Source organism: Blautia luti (assembly GCF_033096465.1).
Classification (GTDB): Bacteria; Bacillota; Clostridia; order Lachnospirales; family Lachnospiraceae; genus Blautia_A; species Blautia_A luti.
The window spans coordinates 2,348,647-2,367,820 of the sequence record NZ_AP028156.1; the positions used below are offsets into that span (position 1 = coordinate 2,348,647).

17 protein-coding genes are annotated in these 19,174 nt (G+C 42.4%); 1 reads left to right on the forward strand and 16 read right to left on the reverse strand.

All coding sequences use genetic code 11. The annotated features are described in order from the left end of the window. Positions 1-58: 58 nt before the first annotated feature. From R8695_RS10875 to R8695_RS10930, 12 genes are all read right to left on the reverse strand, one after another. Complete coding sequence (locus R8695_RS10875) at positions 59-826, reverse strand: pseudouridine synthase (RefSeq protein WP_154780500.1); 768 nt, start codon at positions 824-826, stop codon at positions 59-61. Then, positions 823-2,880 carry a DUF6449 domain-containing protein gene (locus R8695_RS10880; RefSeq protein WP_154780501.1) on the reverse strand — a complete coding sequence of 686 codons (2,058 nt, stop codon included), beginning with the start codon at positions 2,878-2,880 and terminating at the stop codon, positions 823-825. Before R8695_RS10880 ends, R8695_RS10875 begins: the two co-directional genes overlap by 4 nt. After that, positions 2,855-3,757: an ABC transporter ATP-binding protein gene (locus R8695_RS10885; RefSeq protein WP_025578709.1), complete on the reverse strand. Its 903-nt coding sequence runs from the start codon at positions 3,755-3,757 to the stop codon at positions 2,855-2,857. Before R8695_RS10885 ends, R8695_RS10880 begins: the two co-directional genes overlap by 26 nt. After that, positions 3,754-4,128: a GntR family transcriptional regulator gene (locus R8695_RS10890; RefSeq protein WP_019162114.1), complete on the reverse strand. Its 375-nt coding sequence runs from the start codon at positions 4,126-4,128 to the stop codon at positions 3,754-3,756. Before R8695_RS10890 ends, R8695_RS10885 begins: the two co-directional genes overlap by 4 nt. Before the next feature lie 350 nt (positions 4,129-4,478). After that, positions 4,479-5,129, reverse strand: coding sequence for a CPBP family intramembrane glutamic endopeptidase (locus R8695_RS10895; RefSeq protein WP_154780502.1), 651 nt, complete (start codon positions 5,127-5,129; stop codon positions 4,479-4,481). Between the two features lie 188 nt (positions 5,130-5,317). Further along, complete coding sequence (locus R8695_RS10900; protein WP_154780503.1) at positions 5,318-5,965, reverse strand: HAD-IA family hydrolase; 648 nt, start codon at positions 5,963-5,965, stop codon at positions 5,318-5,320. A gap of 68 nt (positions 5,966-6,033) precedes the next feature. Then, positions 6,034-7,032 carry a hypothetical protein gene (locus tag R8695_RS10905; protein WP_154780504.1) on the reverse strand — a complete coding sequence of 333 codons (999 nt, stop codon included), beginning with the start codon at positions 7,030-7,032 and terminating at the stop codon, positions 6,034-6,036. Beyond that, a complete protein-coding gene (locus R8695_RS10910) occupies positions 7,016-8,272 on the reverse strand; it encodes a serine/threonine protein kinase (RefSeq protein WP_167829767.1) in 1,257 nt (418 codons plus the stop codon). Before R8695_RS10910 ends, R8695_RS10905 begins: the two co-directional genes overlap by 17 nt. A gap of 282 nt (positions 8,273-8,554) precedes the next feature. After that, complete coding sequence (gene argS / locus R8695_RS10915) at positions 8,555-10,321, reverse strand: arginine--tRNA ligase (protein ID WP_154780505.1); 1,767 nt, start codon at positions 10,319-10,321, stop codon at positions 8,555-8,557. A 36-nt stretch (positions 10,322-10,357) separates the two neighbouring features. Further along, positions 10,358-11,230 carry a DegV family protein gene (locus R8695_RS10920; protein WP_118512189.1) on the reverse strand — a complete coding sequence of 291 codons (873 nt, stop codon included), beginning with the start codon at positions 11,228-11,230 and terminating at the stop codon, positions 10,358-10,360. 211 nt (positions 11,231-11,441) lie between these two features. After that, the gene (gene ptsP / locus R8695_RS10925; protein ID WP_118512191.1) at positions 11,442-13,058 is read right to left on the reverse strand and encodes a phosphoenolpyruvate--protein phosphotransferase; all 1,617 of its coding nucleotides are present in this window, start codon (positions 13,056-13,058) and stop codon (positions 11,442-11,444) included. Positions 13,059-13,117: 59 nt separating this feature from the next. Then, the gene (locus R8695_RS10930) at positions 13,118-13,339 is read right to left on the reverse strand and encodes a hypothetical protein (protein ID WP_154780506.1); all 222 of its coding nucleotides are present in this window, start codon (positions 13,337-13,339) and stop codon (positions 13,118-13,120) included. Positions 13,340-13,347: 8 nt separating this feature from the next. On the opposite strand from R8695_RS10930, the gene R8695_RS17885 reads away from it, so the two are divergent. Then, positions 13,348-13,506 carry an ATP-binding protein gene (locus tag R8695_RS17885; RefSeq protein WP_416385741.1) on the forward strand — a complete coding sequence of 53 codons (159 nt, stop codon included), beginning with the start codon at positions 13,348-13,350 and terminating at the stop codon, positions 13,504-13,506. 84 nt (positions 13,507-13,590) lie between these two features. Here R8695_RS17885 and R8695_RS10935 read toward each other — a convergent pair whose 3' ends face one another. Genes R8695_RS10935 through R8695_RS10950 form a run of 4 tightly spaced genes read right to left on the reverse strand, consistent with a single transcriptional unit; the run spans position 13,591 to position 19,062 of the window. Next, a complete protein-coding gene (locus tag R8695_RS10935) occupies positions 13,591-14,853 on the reverse strand; it encodes an ABC transporter permease (RefSeq protein WP_154780507.1) in 1,263 nt (420 codons plus the stop codon). Between the two features lie 18 nt (positions 14,854-14,871). Continuing rightward, the gene (locus tag R8695_RS10940; protein WP_154780508.1) at positions 14,872-16,893 is read right to left on the reverse strand and encodes a hypothetical protein; all 2,022 of its coding nucleotides are present in this window, start codon (positions 16,891-16,893) and stop codon (positions 14,872-14,874) included. Between the two features lie 4 nt (positions 16,894-16,897). Next, complete coding sequence (locus R8695_RS10945; RefSeq protein WP_118512198.1) at positions 16,898-17,569, reverse strand: ABC transporter ATP-binding protein; 672 nt, start codon at positions 17,567-17,569, stop codon at positions 16,898-16,900. Then, complete coding sequence (locus R8695_RS10950) at positions 17,566-19,062, reverse strand: efflux RND transporter periplasmic adaptor subunit (RefSeq protein ID WP_154780509.1); 1,497 nt, start codon at positions 19,060-19,062, stop codon at positions 17,566-17,568. The genes R8695_RS10945 and R8695_RS10950 overlap by 4 nt, the downstream gene beginning before the upstream one ends. Positions 19,063-19,174: the final 112 nt, after the last annotated feature.

The following is a 19,174-nucleotide window of genomic DNA, read 5'->3' on the forward strand; positions in this document are numbered from 1 at the left end:
CATATTATAATGTCCATTATATCAGCGGACAATCAACTGTATATTCTTACAATTTCAGTTATTTTGTGACAATACTGTCTTTTAATTTCTTTTCTTCCTCTGCAGTCAGCTGACGGCATTCGCCTTTTGTCAAGTCATCCGGCAAATTCAATACTCCCATGGAGATTCGTTTCAGATAGACAACTTTCTTTCCTACTGCTTCTGTCATTCGCTTGACCTGATGAAATTTTCCCTCTTTAATTATAAGATGAATTTCTGAGGACCATCCTGACGGATACTGTTCCAGTTCTGTCTCTTCAACTTTTCTTGTACTGAGGATCTCCAGTTTTGCCGGCATTGTGGGATTTTTTTCTCCGATTTCCAGACCATCTGCGAAGCGCTGCACATCCTCTTTGGTCATACATCCGTCTGTAACCGCATAATAGGTCTTGTCCACATGTTTCTTTGGAGAAAGCAATTCATGCGCCAGTGCTCCGTCGTCTGTGATCAGAAGCAGTCCTTCCGTATCTTTGTCCAGTCTTCCCACCGGAAACAGGCCTTTTCTGTCTGATGCTACAAGTTCCATCACTGTTTTGTCCCGCTTATCTTCTGTTGCACTGACATAGCCTGCCGGTTTGTTCAGAAGATAATAGACGAATTCCGGTGCCTGGGAAATTCTATTTCCATCCAGAACTACTTCATCTTCTTCACTGACCTTGATCTCCGGCTTCTTTGCAGGTACACCGTTGACCTGAACTTTTCCTTTTTGAATATATTTCTTTACTTCACTTCTGGTTCCTGCTCCTGCATCTGCCAGGAATTTGTCCAGACGAACTGCTTTCTTCATTTTTCTTCCTCGCCAGTTTCTACTATTTTCTTTATAAATTCCGGCTCTTTCGCTTTCAGTACAGCAAACTCTATTCCGTTTAGCGATTCTCCGGCAGACTCTGTACTGTTCAGAGCCACTTTCACACTCACACCCGCCTCCGTTTCCAGCCATGCCGGACACTCCAATTCACGGATCAGGCTCTGGGCTAATTCTTCTTTCTGTTCAGAATCTGTGACATCCATTTCTTCTGCATTATATGTCACTGAATAATCGTACTGTTTCAGATTTTCTTTTTCCATAACAAAAGCATAACCTTTTTCTTTCAGGAAAACAAGTGTCCGCTTAAATGTCGGGAAAATATATCTTCCTACTTCTGCATAGGATTCCGGTGCAATATGCTCATCCATATCTGCATAGGAAGTAGCGTAAAGCTCCATCTGTCCACACGGGATTCCTATAAGTTCCTGCGGTGAGGCTTCTGCTATATCCTGTTTCAGCAGATCCAGCAGCTTCTGACTGTCAGATTTTTCCAATGTTACAGAGTACTGATCATCTAATTCATTTAAAGGATCTACTGTTATAAAAGACACTTTCTGTCTGTACTTTTCCAGAATATCATATTTATTATCTTTTAATGTTCCCTGCTCATAGCATGCTTCCAGCAGTCTGCCAAGCTGCTCCGCTGTCACTATATATTGTCTGGTAATATCGAAACCGCTCTTCTTTTTAAACTGAACTCCTATTTCTGTTCCGCTGCACTCCTTACTGTTCTGATAAGACGCAATTTCTTTTAACACTTCATAGATTTTATCTGACATTCCTGCATCTGTCCATCTGCCATAATTTCCGCCCATAAAATAAAAGAGTCTGTCCAGTTTATATGAACCAGAACTCACTTCCATCTGCGGTTCATTCACACTCTCAGTTCCTATCCACTCCAGATTCAGACTGATTCCCTCAGTTTTTGCCATTGTCGGAATTCTTGTATCATATCCGATGGCATCTGTGTGTAATATCCAGGCGCTGACAGCTACACATATTCCCAAAAGCAGAAGCTGCAGCTTATGTGCTGCCATTTTACGGAAATCCATTGCAAAAATAACCTGCAAAATTCCATAAAATACAACTGTCCCCAGCACAAGCCCGAATATCCACCAGCCAGTCCTGTTCTCTTCCGGTCCGATCAGCGCAAACATCGTTCCAATTGCCAGAGCAGCAGGGATTACGACCATAAACAAAAGGATTGGTTCCAGAAATCCGTAAACAAAAGATTTTCCTGTTTTCTCAGCTGGACGCTTTGTATATGCCAGATATGCACATACTGCCAGAACAATCAGAAGCAGTATCCCGCCCACTATAATGATCCAGAAATTCTTTTGTCCTGAATAAGTCCGCAATGCCACGGAAATAGATACAGGTGAAAGAAAAACAGATATCTTTTCTGCCATTCCCTCTTTAAGTCCCATATTCGTTCTGAAATACATCATTTCCAGCACCCATAAAAGAATGCCCAGTACCGGTCCGTAAAGGTAAACACAGCATAATGACAGAATACCTGCCAGAATATTTCCCGCAATTGCCAGTGCCAACACTGCTCCGAAATACAGCAGCAGATACATAAGCAAATGTTCCAGAAACATTTTCCCCGCTGCCGTGATCAGATGACTACCATGTCCTTTGCTGACTGCGATCGCCATTGTGATCAGTTCCATGATCACATATGGAACCAGATACAGCACCAGACCTCTGATTGCTTTTTCCCAAAAGAACCTGCTTCTTGTTACCGGAAGACTGTGATAAAAATCAATCTTATCTCTAGAAAAAAGATACCAGAATTCATTCAAGGCATTTACAACGGCCGCAAGCATTGTAACCAAAAAGCCTGGAACTATCAGATAGGAACAGATCATGGCAAAAGTCATCCTGTGGATTTCATCCGTCTGATTTCCGATCAGCATCAGTTCTGCTACCGGAAATGCAACCATAAACCCCAGTAACAACAGCACCAGAATCCAGGTACTGCCTTTTAAGCTGCTTCTTAATGATCTACCAGAAAATGTTTTTGACTTCATAGCCTGCCACCTCCGTTTCGCTGATAAATATCTCCTCCAGTGTCAATGGAATCACTTCGCAGAATATTGGATTCTGTGTCTGTACTTTCTGAAGTATTTCTTCTCTGGTCCCTCTTGCAGTAAGTATCAGAAGTGATCCCTGATGTTCTTTCTTTAAAACGTCCAATTCTTTCAAAAGTGCTTCTTCTTTTGTCTGATCCGGCAGTACACACTGGATCTTATGGATATGGAATTTCATGTCTTCCAGTTCTCTGGATAAAAGAATTCCTCCTTTGTGCAGGAGTCCTACATGGTCACACACGTCCTCCAGTTCTCTCATATTATGAGATGCGATCACCGGGGTAAAATCCCGATTCATGATTTCAGACACAAACAGACTCTTTACTGCCTGACGCATGACCGGATCAAGTCCATCGAACGTTTCATCGCATAACAGATATTTTGTCCCTGCACTGATTCCCATAATGACCAGAAGCTGTTTCTTCATTCCCTTGCTGTAGGAACTGATCCTGCGTTTCTCATCCAGATGAAACTGGTCCATTAATTTACTGTAACGGTCAGTCATAAAGTCCGGATAATATTCTCTGTAGAAATCTTTCAGATCTGCTGCCGTATATCCCTGTGGAAAATATCCACCGTCTGAAATGTAAAATATCTGCTGTTTTATCTTTTCATTCTCATAGACCGGTTCCTGATCCACCAGGATTTCTCCTTCGTCCGGCTTTATCACTCCGGCAGCCATTCGAAGCAACGTGCTCTTTCCTGCACCGTTGGTCCCTACCAGTCCAAAAATCTGGCGTTCACCGATTTCCATTAATACATGGTCAATGGCATGGATCTCTCCGAAAGCTTTACTGCAGTTTCTGATCTCTATCATGATTCGTCCTCCTTTTCAAAGATTTCCGCAAGCATTTTCTCCAGTTCCTCTCTGTTGAATCCTGTGTTTCTGCCTTTCTGTATCAGTGCTGTGAATTCTTTTCGGTAGCTCTCTCTGTTTATCTTCTGTACCTGAGAGCTGTCTGCTACGAAATTTCCTCTGCCTTTTACAGGATAGATCAGTCCCAGTTTCTCCAGCTCCATATATGCACGCTGGATCGTGTTGGGATTGACGGACAGTTCTGTGGCAAGCTGCCTTACTGACGGCATCTGCGATCCCGGCGGCAGGACACCGTTCAGGATTAGGATCTGAAATTTATCTGTAACCTGTTCATAGATTGGACGCCTGTCCTGATAATCCAAAACAATCACTGGTGATTCCTCCTTTCTGTTACGTGTTTCATGATGTGTTGTTTTATTTTATGTGTGTATTTAGTGTATTAGTTGTATTAATACATTCATAATACAGAATACTGTTGTATCTGTCAAGTACTTAATAGCTAAATACTTATTTGTCAAACAGATATTCTCTGTTTAATTCAGTAAAAGGTTATTTCCGAATCCTAATCAAACTGTTAGGTTTTACTCTTTCCAGTACATCTAAATTTCCGTATACTGATTATTTTCTTTTTGCCTTAACATAATCTTTTTTCTAATAACAAAGACACCTGCATGTGTACTGTCATTCCACAATTGCAGATGTCTTTATCTTGTCTCTATTTTTATATCATTCTTTTCTTTTTTCTTATACTGCACATCTTTTCGAAATGGGTAAGGCAATATACCACACTGATCAACAGAATCAGATAGATCAATATGAGAATCTGTACCCCATATTTCATGGAATACAAATCCAGTGCATATTCTGAGATAAGCAGTGACCAGATGTTTGCTCCCATATGGAGCAGCATACTGCTGTAAATATTTCCACTCATTTCCAGTATCCATGCAAATGCAGTTCCGAGGATACTTGCATAAATTCCCTGCACGATATTTCCATGATAGATGCCAAAGATCAGTCCGGAAATTACTGCTGCAACCGGCATCTTCAGCCAGTCACGCAGACGCAGATAGATCAGCCAGCGAAAGATCATTTCCTCTGCTGCTGGTGCAACGATTCCCATCCAGAAGATCATCATAAGAAGCGATTTTCCTTCTGTGATCCTGGTCATGCTGTCTTGGTAAGTACTGCTGTTAATAAATGACTGAAGTATCATCATCAGGAAATTCCCATATTGCGCAAGTCCGGCTCCTGCCAGAAATAAAAGAATTACCTCCGGCAAAGAAAGCGTTACTTTTTTCTTAACCGGTATCAGGCCACCAGCGATTCTTCTCACTTTATCTTTTCGATAAAAATACAATGCCGGAATCATAACCAGGATTCCTGTCAGACCTGTGAGAAAAATCGTGTAATTGTAATACCTCTCAGCTGCGTTTGCTGCAGTTCTTGCAAATATTGCCAGTGCCGTTCCTGCAACAATCTGCGAAATTACAAAGTGGATTCCTACCGGATATCCTGCCCTCCAGATTTTAGAAACAATGTTTTGTTTTCGCAGAGGGCTCAGGCGAAAAAATTTACTATTTCTTCTGCAGAATCTACGATTTTCAAAGGTTCTGCCTGTTTCAGTTCTTCTTCTGTTCCATAGCCGAAAGAAACTGCGATGCATTCCAGACCTGCTTTGCGGGCTCCGTATACATCGTGCTCTTTGTCACCGATCATAATGACCTGGTCCCCGTGTTTCTCCATATGCAGGCGGTGAAGAACATCCTCGATCACTTCTGTTTTATTTGTTTTTCTTCCATCCATTTCGCTTCCCCCGATTTCTGTGAAGTACTGGGTAAGTCCGAAATGATCCAGGATCTGTCTCACATATACTTCCGGTTTGGAGGATGCTACCGCGAGAATATAGCCTTTATTCTTTAACTGCGCCAGCATATCTTCAATTCCCGGATATATCGCGTTCTCGAAGATTCCTGTTACAGAATAGCGTTCTCTGTAGATTTCCACTGCCTGTTTTGCAGTTTCTTCGTCAATCTGTGCGTATTTCATAAACATCTCCATAAGCGGAGGTCCTACGAAAACTTTCAGTTTCTCAAGATCCGCTTCAGGCTTGTCGATTCTCTCCAGTGCATACTGAACAGACTTCATGATACCCTCGCCGGATTCTGTTAATGTTCCATCTAAGTCAAACAAAATTGCTTTGTACATAGTTTCCTCCTGTTTCAGAAAAAAATTAGTATAACAGGATAGATTATATCATTGTTTTCATGAAGCGTCTATGCAGAAAAAATCCAGGGATCCATTTTTATCAGCTTTCCCCCCTGTGAAACAGCCAATAACTCTATTTTATTTTGATCTCCATCTGCCTCCGTATCAGATACGACTTTGTCTTCTTCCCAGTGCCAGGGACATTCTGTTCCGTTGAGGCAGACGGATAGAATCTGGACGGAACCCTGGGATAAGATCTGAATTTGTGGGATGTGGGAATTATCTGGATTTTGTGTACACTGGAATGTTACAGGTTCATCTTTTGCGTGTGCGTATTTAACGGTGTCTAATTGCGCATCTGTATTTTGAAGTTCTTTGAAATTATCTGTACTCTTGTTTTCTATTTTCTTTACTTTATTCTGTTTCTTTTTATTTTTCTTTTTGGATAGCTTAGGGGTTGGTGTTTGAGTTGGTTTGGGCGTTTTTGTTGGCTTTGGATTTTTCGTGGGCTGGGGCGTTGGCATCGGTGTTGATGTTGGCGATGTTTCTTCCGGTGTTTTAACAGGGGATCCACTATCTGTCTGAGGTGCAGTCTGTATCTTGTTATCCGTTTGAGATTGATCATTCCATGCAGAATTATTATTCTTCTGGATATTATTGTCCTGAGTATTATTGTTCTGGGAATTGTTATATCCCTGAGAGTTGCTGTCCCATTGATTACCATTATTCCAGTCATTGCTGCTCTGCTGTATATCGTTCCATTGTTGTGTATTATCCTGTGTTCCGTTTCCTATATCAGAATTATCCTTATACCTGTTATCCTGCATCTGATCGTTCTGTTCAGTAGTTTCTGATGCATTGTCACCAGTCTGCCAGCTGCTTTCCCAGGTGTTCTCCCAGCTGCTCTGATTCCAGTGCTGTTCTTCCTGCCATTGCCAGCTGCTGTTTTCTCCATTTTCCATGTTAATATCAAATCCGCCTATCTCCATGGCAGAAATGGTTGATGTCAAATACAGGTATAAACATCCCAATACAATGATCAAAAGTCTGTTACTGCTTTTCTTCAATCTCCGTCATCTCCTTTTCCCACAATCTTAGATTTCTGCTGACTGTATCGTCTAACATTGTTTCTTTTGACTTATATTCCGACCATAGTGTCTGACTGGCTTCCTGTTGTCCGGTGCGTAGCAGAAACATTCCATATTCACCATATCCGGCTCTGTAAGTTTCATCGTAGAAAAGCATCTGTTCAAAGTAGAGTCCGGCATCTTCGTAACTTTTCTGATATTCGCTGTTTACTGCCAGAAGCTGCAGTATCTTTCGGGATTCTTCTTTTTCTGTGCATTCTTTTTGTAATTCCCGCAGTCTGGTATCTGCCTGTTTGCAAATTTTTTCCTGATCCGCTTTACTGCCATTTTGAAATTCTTCCTGATAATAGAGGTCTGTAACAGCAGTCAGTTCTTCATAGAAATTAAATGGTTTAGAACCAGATACGAAATTAGAACTGAATAGAAGAAAGACAACTATTACTGCAAAAACAATGCTGCTTCCTGACAAAACCAGCATGTTTTTAATTTTACTCTGGTTTTGTCTTTTCTGAATCCTGTTTAGTTTTTTTTGTACAGTCTGCATGTTCTGATAACGTATTCCTGGTTTCTTCATGCAGCATCTGAAAATAAGCCAGAATAATGACATGTTTCGAATAAACAACAGATAATCTGTCTTTTTACATAAAACAGATAATGTTTTTCCAAATGTATAAATATCCGTTGCTGCGTTTATCTTTCCTTCATACTGTTCCGGTGCTGCAAAGCCATTTGTACCTGTGCATACTTTATGCTGATATTTATATCCATTTACAGCGCCACCCAGATCGATCAGGTATAATCTGCCATTCTCGCCCAGCATTAGATTGTCAGGTTTGAGATCTCCGTAATAAACTGGCGGTTTCCGGTTATGAAAATAGGAAAATACTTCTGCAATCTCCATTCCATATTTAACGATTTCATTTACAGAAAAGCGTTTCCCGTCTCTTAAATATTCACCCAGAGATTTTCCCCTGACATATTCCATGACAAGATAACATTTCCGGTCATCCTCTATGTAATCTATCATCTTTGGCAGAGATGGATGAGAAAGTTTCAGAAGCATCCGGGCCTCACTTTTGCCGGATACCGGTATTTCTTTTACCGCCCACAAAACGCCCAATTCCAGGTCTCTGGCAAGGTAGACTTTTCCTCCTCCGCCTTTTCCAACGGACTCCAGAATACAGTAGCGCCCTTTTAATACAGTTCCAGATAAATTCACTGGCGCACCTCCTATTCAATTGTCAAACAGATATTTATCAAATAACTGTTTCCCAATTTATTCAGTTAAATTAAAAATGGAAAATATGATGAAAGAATTTCATCACAATAGATTCAGATAAATATAGAATAGCACACTTCGTTCTTTTTGAAAAGCCCCATTTACAAATACAAGTAAATGGGGCTTAAGTTCATTGCTGAATTTCATTTCTTTAATTTATACATAACTCCTGTCAGAATACAGGAAGCAAAAACATATATCCACACCAGTTTCGTGACATTCTTACATTCTGTCCGGTGCGGAGAATCCGAGAAGATCAATGCATGTCTCCAGAACTTTCTTTGTAAGTTTCAGTAACTGGATAAAGGAAGCTTTCTGTATTTCGTTCTCTTCACTGAGGATCTTTGTCTCATGATAGAAGCTGTTAAATGCGTTGGATACTTCGTAAATATATGCACAGATCTTATGCGGTGCTTTTTCTTCGAAAGCATTCTCTACAGTTGCGCCGAAACCAACCAGCTGAAGCATCAGGTTCTTTTGGCTGTCGTTTACAGGATCAAGGATCACACCTGCGTCAAGGTCGCCACCCTCTTCCACAAAACGGTTCAGGATGGATTTGATACGAACAATCGTGTAAAGGATGTACGGGCCTGTATTTCCTTCGAATGATGTAAATCTGTCGATATCAAAGATATAATCCTTAGTAGCCTGGTTGGAAAGATCACCGTATTTGATCGCGGAAAGTCCTACGATCTCAGCTGTTTCTTTTGCATCTTTGTCCTTTACGCTACGGTTCTCAACGATCTTGTTAAACATCTCTTCGTTGATATCCTTGATGAGAGTTTCCAGACGCATAACGCCGCCCTCTCTTGTCTTGAACGGTTTGCCGTCTTTTCCGTTCATGGTTCCGAATCCGAGGAAAGAAAGCTTTGTACCATCTTTTACAAGGCCGGTCTTTCTTGCGCAGCGGAATACCTGGATGAAGTGAAGTTCCTGACGTTTGTCTACCACATACAGGATCTCGTCCGGGTTAAATAATTTCATACGCTCTACGATTGTTGCAAGGTCTGTAGTTGTATAAAGAGAGGCTCCGTCTGATTTCAGAAGCATACATGGAGGAATTTCCTTTGTATCATTGTCTTCTTTTACATCTACTACCAGTGCGCCCTGATCTACATAGGCGAATCCTTTTTCTTTCATATCCTCAACCATATTCGGAATATATGGCTGTGCATCAGATTCTTTTTTCCAGAGGTCAAAAGATACGTTTAATTTGTCATAGTTACGTTTCAGGTCTGTAACAGATACATTCATGATGTGGTTCCAGAGAGCCATGTATCCCGGTTTGCCCTGCTGAAGAAGATGAGTTGCTTCCAGAGCTTCGTTTCTGTATGCTTCATCTTCTTTGGACTTGCCGCTTGCGCATGGATAAATCTCTTCCAGTTCACTGATCGTAAATGGTGCTTCCTCCGGATATTCTCCTGTGTAGGAATCATCAAAGTAAACCAGCTCCGGTTTTCTGTGTCTCAGTTCTGTGATGATCAGACCCATCTGCAGACCCCAGTCTCCAAGATGAACGTCACCGATCACTTTATGTCCAACGAAACGGCCGATTCTCTTAATGCTCTCTCCGATGATCGCAGAACGAAGATGTCCTACATGAAGAGGCTTTGCAACGTTTGGTCCACCGTAGTCGATGATAATTGTTTTCGGCTCTTTTGCTGCAGATACAGAAAGCTTCTCGTCTGCTGCCATTGCCTTTAAGTACTCTGCAAGGAATTCACCTTTTACTTTCAGGTTGATAAATCCCGGCTTTACAACTTCTGCCATGGAGAAAACCTGGCTATCTTTTAAGTATGCTACTACGTCATCAGCGATCATAAACGGTGCTTTCTTATATGCTTTGGCTCCTGCCATGGCACCGTTGCACTGAAATTCGCAAAGGTCCGGTCTGTTAGATACGGTTACTTTTCCGTAGGATGGGTCGTATCCGGCTTTTTCAAATGCTGCGGAAAGTTCTTCCGCCATCTGTTCCATCAGTTTCTTCATTCTTTCCTAACTCCTCAAATCGTTCTATTTTATAAATCAGTCCACTACCACTTTTCTTGAACATGCAACTGCGATCGCACCATATCCGATGTGGCATGCAACACTTAATGATAACGGATTCTGCACGATCTCAATTCCAGGGAATGCTTCTGCGATCTCTTTCTTGAATTCCAGAGCTTCCTCTTCATTTCCCGTATATGCAGACTGCAGGCACATCTCGCCGCGTTTTACATATTCTGCGAAACGGTTCTCCCAGTCATTCTGCATGGCTTTCATCATGACACGTTTGGCCTGCTTCTTGCCTCTTGTCTTGGAATATGCGTCCAGCTTCTCACCCTGGATCTGAAGTACTGGCTTTAAGTTCAGAACTGTTCCGATAGCTGCTGCCGCAGGAGTGATCCTGCCGCCTTTCTTAAGATATTTCAGGGTTTCCAGGGTAATATAGATACTGGAATCAAATTTCTGTTCCTCCAGAACCTGTTTGATCTGTGCTGCATTTCTGCCTACATCTCTTAATGTAAGAGCATCCAGTACAGACTGTCTCTGTGTAACAGAAATTCTCTGGTTATCTACTACCTGCACTCTTCCATCATATTCCTGAGCCAGTCCCATCGCTGTATCGCAGGATGCGCTCAGTCCGCTTGACATTGGAATGTGTACCACTTCATCATACTTTTCAAGAAGTGTATTCCAGAGTCCACACACATCTGCCGGTCCTGGCTGGGAAGTGGAGATCGTCTCATCGCTCTTAAGCCGCTCATAAAATTCTTCCTGTGAAAGGGTGATCCCCTCCAGGTAAAGTTTCTCGTTAATATAAAAAGGCATTGGAATTACGCTGACTCCAAGTTCTCTCGCCTGATCCTGTGTTATGCCGCTGTTACTGTCTGTGACAATGGCAATTTTTCCCATATTCATATCTCCTTTACTTCTGATTTCTTATGTATCAGTTATCTTTTCATAAAATTACATACTATATTTAGTTTATCATATTTTTTTATGTATCACAATCAGGAACAGAAAATTTATTACAAAAAAATTCCGCATGGAACAAATCCATACGAAATTTTCATTGTCAGTCTCTGTCAGTTTATACAAGAAAGAATCCTGCCCGGAGGGCTTTTTATTCCATTTCTCTTACGATCTTACGAACCGGAAGAACAAATGTCGGAGATACGGACAGTTCGTCGATACCCATCTGTACGAAACGCTCTGTCATAGTTGTATCTGCACCAAGCTCACCGCAGATACCTGCCCAGATGCCCTCTTTGTGAGCATTGTCGATTACCATCTGGATCATACGGAGTACTGCCTCATGGTGGGAATCATAAATGTTGTCCAGTTTCGCATTCTGACGGTCAATTGCCAGTGTGTACTGTGTTAAGTCGTTTGTACCAATACTGAAGAAGTCAACTTCTTTTGCAAGAAGATCACTGATCATAACAGCTGCAGGTGTCTCGATCATTACACCCTGCTCTACGTCATCCCTAAATGGTACGCCCTGCTCTGTCAGTTCTTTCTTCACTTCTGCAACGATAGCTTTGATCTGTTTTACTTCTGTTACGGAAATGATCATCGGGTACATGATGGAAATATTTCCATACATGCTTGCTCTGAACAGTGCACGAAGCTGCGTCTTAAATACTTCTGGTCTGTCCAGGCAGATACGGATCGCACGGTAACCCATTGCCGGGTTCTCTTCATGTGCCATATTAAAGTAACCGATCTGCTTGTCCGCACCGATATCCAGTGTACGGATGATCACTTTCTTTCCTGCCATATTCTGTGCTACTGCTTTATAGATCTGGAACTGCTCTTCCTCTGTGGGATAATTGTCTTTCTCCAGATAGATGAATTCACTTCTGAAAAGACCGATGCCTTCTGCATCGTTAGCCAGTACACTTGCTACGTCTCCTGTGCTTCCGATGTTTGCATAAAGATGGATCTTATGTCCGCTCTTTGTCTCAGTTGTCTTACCTTTTAATTCTTTGAGCATTGCTCTCTGGCGTAATTCTTCGTCCTTCTGATCCTGATATTTCTTCAGAGTATCTGCATCCGGGTCTACGATAAGAGAACCGTTCTTACCGTCTACAACTGCCATCTTTCCATCCATGCTCTCATCATATTCGATATTGATCAACGCCGGGATGTTCATGGTTCTTGCAAGGATTGCTGTATGAGAATTGGAAGAACCTTTTCTTGTAACAAATGCGAGAACTTTACTCTTATCCATCTGTACGGTCTCACTTGGAGCCAGGTCCTCAGCAACAATGATGGATGGTTCTGCAGCATCCATATCTCCGTCATCATGTCCGGATAATACGCGAACCAGACGATCTGAGATATCTTTCACGTCTGCAGCTCTTGCTTTCATGTAGTCATCATCCATCTGTGCAAACATATCTGCAAAATTATCGCCGGTTGTTGCTACTGCATACTCTGCATTTACATTCTCTGTACGGATAATGTTGTCAATAGAATCCAGATAGTCCTCATCATCCAGCATCATCTGATGTACTTCAAAAATGGCAGCCCCCGACTCTCCTACCTCCTGGAGTGCCTTGTCATACAGCTTCTGAAGCTGTGCAACTGCCTTTTCCTTTGCTTCCTGCACACGTGTGATTTCTGCTTCCGGATCTTCTACCTTCGTACGTTTTACACTTGTGTCTGCTTTCTGCAGAATAGAAATTCTGCCAATGGCAATTCCGGAAAATACAGACTTTCCTTCTAATACTCTCATTGTTCCTGTTCTCCTTATAAAAGATTATTTTTAATAATGTTCCATAAAGTTTTCATATATTATAGCACAGCCTGTATGGAATATTCCATCCTTATTTTTACATTTTTTCCATTATTTAACCACTTTTTTTGATTTAATTTCCAGATTTCGTGATTTTTCTTCTTGAAATCAGATACAGAAAACATGAAATCGTTCCCATGATAACTGTTTTCTCCCAGAATGATCTGCCTGGTCTGTTCTGCTGATTTGGGAAGCATCAGATAAAGTTCAAATTCCGTCAAAGCAGACGCTGTTTTTTCTTTCCAGAAATGACCGCCAGCATTTCGGCCTTGGATTATGCATTGCCTATGAGATCATCGCTCTTCATAAAGGCTCTGTTACCATACAGGATACCCCCGGCGGAGGTTCCACTTTCCTGATCTTTCTGCCTGACATTCTTAGTGCCTGAATTTAAACATTATAAAACGGACTCTTTATACTATTTCTATCGTATATTGAGTCCGCTCTTTGTTTTCTTTTTATAGCTTCCTGTTTATTCACTTCTCAATGCATCAATCGGGTTCAGATTAGCTGCCTTCACAGAAGGAAGCAGTCCAAACACCACACCAATCACTGTAGAAAATAATACCGCGATCACAATGGACGGTATGCTGATCGCCGTGGGTGAACCTGTCACCTTTCCAACCACCTTCGACAACCCAATTCCAGTCATTACTCCAATAATTCCTCCGATGCTGGTAAGTACGGACGCCTCTGTCAGGAACTGCCCAAGAATGGTTTTCTTGCGGGCACCAATGGCTTTTTTCAGACCGATTTCCTTGGTACGCTCCGTAACAGATACCAGCATGATGTTCATAACTCCGATTCCTCCTACAAGAAGGGAAATACTTGCGATCCAGATCAGCTGGTTATTGGTACTCTCGCTTAATTTCTGCATGTTTCTTACCTGCTTCATGATATCATCCGCTTTATAACTCATGCTGGATTTGGAACCATTGGATGAAACAGGAATGGCTTCGTTCATGGCATCTGCCGCTGCATTTCCTGCAGTACTCATATTGTCTGTGCTGTCCGCTTTGATCACTGCATTCTGCGGCACATCAAATTTAAAGGAAATAGGCCAGCAGGTATCTGGGATCATTACACTTCCCACCATGTTCTCCATGTATTGATAGTACTCATTGATATCACTGATGGTGGGCTGATAATTTTCATCCTGCCGGATCACCCCTACCACTGTATAAGGTTCCTCATTGATCTCCACCGTCTTGCCTACAGGATTCTCCGACGGAAACAGATTCTGCGCTGCATTATCATCGATCAGTGCTACTTTACTGTAATCCTTATAGTCATTCGTTACAAATCCTCTGCCTGACTGAACCACATATCCGCAGGTGTTCAGATAATTCACATCAATACCATAAACACTTCCACCCTGCAGACTGTTATTGTTATTATAAATATTAGCACTGCTACTGCTATAGAAAAATGTTGCATTTTCCACATGATCCAGGTCACGTACCGATTCTTTCACATCATCAGAAAGGATTGGTGTTGCACTGGAAGATGAACCATAATCTGTATCATACTGATTATCTCCATCATAAAGATAAATATTTACTGTATTGGATCCTGCACCGATCAGGTCTTCCTTGATCTGTTCACTGGTTCCCTTAATGGTAGAAACAATGGCAATGATCGATGCAATACCAATGATGATTCCAAGCATGGTCAGGAAGGATCTCATCATATGTGACCATATTCCCTGAAAAGCCAGGCGTATATTTTCAATCATAAAATTTCTCCCTTCTCATCAATAGCCATACATCTCGTCGATAGTAACTTCTTTGGTCTTCGCACCCTCTACCACATCTTTTCCATAAGGGAACGCCAGAAGATCATCCATGCTGATTCCGCCTTTTACGATCACATTGTATCCACTATCTACAATAGAACCAACTGCGATTTCCTGTTTCTTCAGAACACCATTGTCATCTTTGTACACATAGTTCTTACCATTTTCACTGCGGACAAATGCTTTCTGGATCACCATACTGCCACTGTCTGCAGATGCCTGATAACTGATGGACACATAGTCCTGATCTTCAAGCTGAAGGCTCTTGTCTGTCACTACCGCTGTAAATGCATAATAGGATACATTCGGATTGCTGTCATAAAAAAAACTATTGGAATTAACCGGATATTCGGAAACATCCATCACCTCAGCTTCGAAGGAACCGCTTGTATAGCTGGTACAGTTCAGGATCGTTCCCTCTTTAATATCATCAAGCATCAATTCACTGATGGATCCTACTACATAGAAACCATCTGCACTTTTTACCTTGATCAGTGCTTTTCCATCTGTAGTTGTTCCGCTGGTCACATCTCCCACATAGGAAACGGTTCCATCCAGCTTGCTGCTGATCAGTTTTTTCGCTGCTTTCTTTTCAAGCTGAGCAATCTTGATATCACTTTCCTGAATATCCAGCTTCAGACTGGCGATCTGGCTTCTCTGATACTTAATGGCATCTGCTCTGGAAATGGTGGTTCCCGGGTCATCTGTTGTGCCCGGATCATCGGAAGGATCATCATCTGAAGGGTCATCTCTGTCATATTTATCCGCTTCATCCAAAGTAAACTCTACTTCTGAAAATTCATATACAGGATTTTCAAGAAGACTTCCATTGATCAGATAATATCCTGTACAGGATCCCTTTCTGTTCTCATAATCTGCAATCGTATCATTTTCATGGAATTCCAACTGATACCAGTATCCGCCTTCATGAACGATCCGTGTACCGTCAGGACTGTATCCTGCAAGTTTATTGAAAAAGGAGCCTGTTACGGTTACTTTTCCCTTCGCACTGCTACAGAGAAAAACATATGGATCATCCTTTGTCCCGGTTCCTGTAAATGGAATGGATTCTCCGTTCAGTTTCTGATAGAATGGTTCATTGCCATCTGTGAAATTCGGATCTCCCTTCTTATAGTAGGGATCGAAACAGCTGGTATGATCATCCAGTACTGGTGTAGGTGTAGGTGACAGCTGCGGTGTATCATTATTATCTCCTGAATTAAAGGAATTGTTGTCCTGTCCGTCTCCAAATTCACTGGCTGACGGATCTGTATAGGACGGTGTCTCACTGATACTGCTTCCATTTGTATCTGCAGATGGATCATCCGTATTTCCTGTATTATCTGCATCTGCTCCGGATGAAGCCGCACCGGATGCATCTGTTTCTGGATCATCTGATGTCCCATCTGTAAATGCAGCCAGCAGATACGGATGAATCGCTGCTGCCAGATAATTTCCTGAAAAGTCAGCGGCAGATGACATAGCACTGTCCGGTGTCATATCATCATCGCCTTCACTATCTGAACCTGTTGTAGTATTCAGAGTATTATCTGCATCTGTTCCACTGTCAGATTCCTGCACAGGACCGCCATTTAACAGACTGTTCAGTCTGTTTGCTGCTTTTGTCAGATCCTGCTCCTGTTTCTGTTTTTTCAGCTTCGCAATATTTAATTCCATTTCCACCAAAGTTGTATCAAATGAGATCAGAGGATCATCTTTCTTTACATTGTCACCTTTGGAAACAAATACCTGGTCTACCACAAGATCCTTATCACCGGTAACGGTCTGTGTGGCACTGGAAGCTATCTGCCCGTCCAGATTCGTACTCTGCTGATAATATTCCTGAAGCAGTCCGCTTACAGGAGTAACTTCCACTTCTTTCTGGCTGTTTTTCCTCAGCTGCATCAGCCCTGCGCCAATTCCCGTTCCGGCTACTGCCACCACCAGAACACCGGCGATGATTTTCTTTGCCTTACCCATGGAATCACCTCTTTTCCTGAAGGATGCCGTCTTTTATGGTAACTACTCTCTTCGCATGAGCAGCTATGTCGGCATCGTGGGTGATCATCAGGACTGACACCCCTTCATCATTCAGTCTCTGAAAAAGCTCCATAACCTGAGCTCCTGATTTACTGTCCAGCGCACCGGTAGGTTCATCTGCCAGAAGCAGTTTGGGATTATTTACGATCGCCCTTGCAATGGCAACCCTCTGCATCTGTCCTCCTGACAGCTGGTTGGGCTTAAAGTCTACTCTGTCTGCAAGTCCTACTCTTTCCAGTGCTTTCAGAGCTCTTTCCCTGCGTTCCTTCTTCGGCACCCTGGCATAATTCAAAGGCATCTCCACATTAGCCAGTGCACTCTGTTTCGGAAGAAGGTGGAAACTCTGAAACACGAACCCGATCTTATTGAGACGGATATCCGACATATCATTCTCTGAGCAGGACATGATATCCTGCCCATCCAGGAAGAAAGTACCTGAAGTCTGTTTATCCAGGCAGCCTATGATATTCATCAATGTGGTCTTACCGGAACCGGAAGGTCCCATGATTGCCACATATTCTCCCTCTTCCATAGAGAAATTTACATCTTTCAATACCGGGACTTTCATTTTTCCCTGCTGGTACTCTTTATAAATTCCCTTTAAGTCCAGTATCATTCAATCCCCTCCGTATCTTCGTCCCCGCTCATACCAGGTGCCTCATCCATCGGAACCAAGTCCTCATTGGGGTCTAATGTATCATCTGAATCATCTGTAACATCTTCGGTGTCCTCACCTGTATCCGATGTCATATCTACACTTGAACTTACATCCGAATCGTCTGTGCCGTCATATCCATCCATTCCATCAAGACCATCCAGATCATATCCATCAAGATTATCTGCACCAAGAGAATCATCCCCGCTGAGGGTCTGTGTAATATCTCCTTCTTCCGTGGTCTCGCCTTCCTGAAGCGCATCAGTAGGAAATGCAATGCTGTCCTTCTTGGTCAGGCCGTCAACAATCTCGTACTCCTCCAGATCATCGTCATGCTTTCCAAGGGTAACATACCGTTTCTCAAGTTTCTTCTTATCATTGGCAGCCCATACATACGGTTCATTGGTATCTGCATCCACAATATAATAATCGCTGATCCACAGACCGTCTTTCTGTTCATCCTGTCCAATATCCCGCTCTATGTATACATGCTGTCCCAGCATCAGGCCATCTGAAGAATCCAGTTCTACATAGAATGGATAAGACGTAGACGTTGTCTGATCATCTGAACTTCCTCCCATCATACTGTAATCGTCACTGTCTGAACTGTCTGATGATCCGTTATTTACATCAATAGATCCCATCGTACCTTTCCACGTCTTACTGCTATCCACTCTGGAACGGATGATCACTGATTCTCCCGGAACAATAGAATCCCGGTTCTGTTCATTAATCTTTCCCTTCACTCTGTAAGCTCCGGTGCTCAGGATCGTAATAAATGCAGAACTGTCTGAACTGCTGTCACCGGAAGAATAATCGGTATCAGTACTGTCATCTACAGAATCTCCGTCATCACTGGTCATCTTGGAAGTGTCTATCTTCTGGATAACGCCATCGATCTCGCTTCTCACCTCCGTATTACCTGTAGCATTCTGCAGCTTCTCGATTTCTGCTTCCTTGCTCTTCTGGCTGTATTCATTTTTCTTAAGATTCATCTTATTTGTTTCTATTTCAATGGTATAGGAAAGCTGATCTTCAGCCTTTGCCTTTTTCTTCTCTGCTTCCAGGGTGGCGATCTGCTCTGTCAGACTGATCTGCTCATTTTTCAGTCTGTCCATGTCCAGCTGTGCCTGCTTCAGATCATCCTGAATGCTACTCAGGTCATATACAAAGAGAAGCTGGCCTGCTTTTACCTCATCTCCTGTCTTTACCTGAACTTCTTTTACCTTACGTCCGCTTTCTATCTTTACATTTACCGTTTCCTGGGGCTCCACCACACCGGCAAAACGATTGGTTGCCGCTGATTCCACACCTGTAAGGACGCTTACCTTGGATACATAAACCACTGTATCATCAGAACCGCCTGACCCGCTGCCGAAATGATACCAAACACCGGTACCGATTCCGCCTGCAGCGATAAGAATTCCCAAAACGATAAGTACACGTTTCTTCATAGTTGCCTCCTTGCTGCTTTCGTAATGTCTATTTCGGATATATTATACACTATCTTTTCTCCGCAGCTTAAATATTCACTTTCCTATCATATCAGATTCTGCCTGAAAATAA

Coding starts and splice junctions, on each gene's coding strand:
- R8695_RS10945 (WP_118512198.1), bottom strand. CDS start 17,569: ATGATACTGGACTTAAAGGGAATTTATAAAGAGTACCAGCAGGGAAAA.
- R8695_RS10920 (WP_118512189.1), bottom strand. CDS start 11,230: ATGGGAAAAATTGCCATTGTCACAGACAGTAACAGCGGCATAACACAG.
- R8695_RS10900 (WP_154780503.1), bottom strand. CDS start 5,965: ATGTACAAAGCAATTTTGTTTGACTTAGATGGAACATTAACAGAATCC.
- R8695_RS10895 (WP_154780502.1), bottom strand. CDS start 5,129: ATGATTCCGGCATTGTATTTTTATCGAAAAGATAAAGTGAGAAGAATC.
- R8695_RS10875 (WP_154780500.1), bottom strand. CDS start 826: ATGAAGAAAGCAGTTCGTCTGGACAAATTCCTGGCAGATGCAGGAGCA.
- R8695_RS10950 (WP_154780509.1), bottom strand. CDS start 19,062: ATGAAGAAACGTGTACTTATCGTTTTGGGAATTCTTATCGCTGCAGGC.
- R8695_RS10940 (WP_154780508.1), bottom strand. CDS start 16,893: ATGGGTAAGGCAAAGAAAATCATCGCCGGTGTTCTGGTGGTGGCAGTA.
- argS (WP_154780505.1), bottom strand. CDS start 10,321: ATGAAGAAACTGATGGAACAGATGGCGGAAGAACTTTCCGCAGCATTT.
- R8695_RS10885 (WP_025578709.1), bottom strand. CDS start 3,757: ATGATAGAGATCAGAAACTGCAGTAAAGCTTTCGGAGAGATCCATGCC.
- ptsP (WP_118512191.1), bottom strand. CDS start 13,058: ATGAGAGTATTAGAAGGAAAGTCTGTATTTTCCGGAATTGCCATTGGC.
- R8695_RS10935 (WP_154780507.1), bottom strand. CDS start 14,853: ATGATTGAAAATATACGCCTGGCTTTTCAGGGAATATGGTCACATATG.
- R8695_RS10880 (WP_154780501.1), bottom strand. CDS start 2,880: ATGAAGTCAAAAACATTTTCTGGTAGATCATTAAGAAGCAGCTTAAAA.